This is a genomic window from Chitinophaga sp. GbtcB8 (assembly GCF_019091455.1).
Lineage (GTDB): Bacteria > Bacteroidota > Bacteroidia > Chitinophagales > Chitinophagaceae > Chitinophaga.
In genome coordinates, this window is record NZ_JAGXJN010000116.1 from 1 (window position 1) to 316 (window position 316).

Consider the following 316-nt stretch of genomic DNA (forward strand, 5'->3'; position numbering starts at 1 on the left):
ACCAGGTTACAGCTGCGGGCCAGGGCCTCGCCTATTACAGCCTCTGTAACATCCAGGGGAAGCAGGGCCTTGGTAAGCTCCCAGCCGGGGTTGCCGAACAGCAGGCCTGCATTATCATAGCTTTCCTGGGACTGCAGGGGCGCAAAGGATGCAATGGCCTGGATAACGTCCTTGATCTTCATTAAGGGCAAAATAAGGAATTGTACGGATATGCAGATATGCAAATGTGCGGATGGGAATGGGCCTGACATGGACCTCACCAGGGATGGACAAGGGAAAAACATGGGAAGGACATGGGAAAAAGGAGTTCAGAAGT

1 protein-coding gene is annotated in these 316 nt (G+C 52.8%); it reads right to left on the bottom strand.

The window, feature by feature from the left end; all coding sequences use genetic code 11:
* On the bottom strand, positions 1-182 hold a 182-nt coding region (locus tag KVT36_RS31625), incomplete at its 3' end, for a Nif3-like dinuclear metal center hexameric protein (RefSeq protein WP_217607416.1).
* Positions 183-316: the final 134 nt, after the last annotated feature.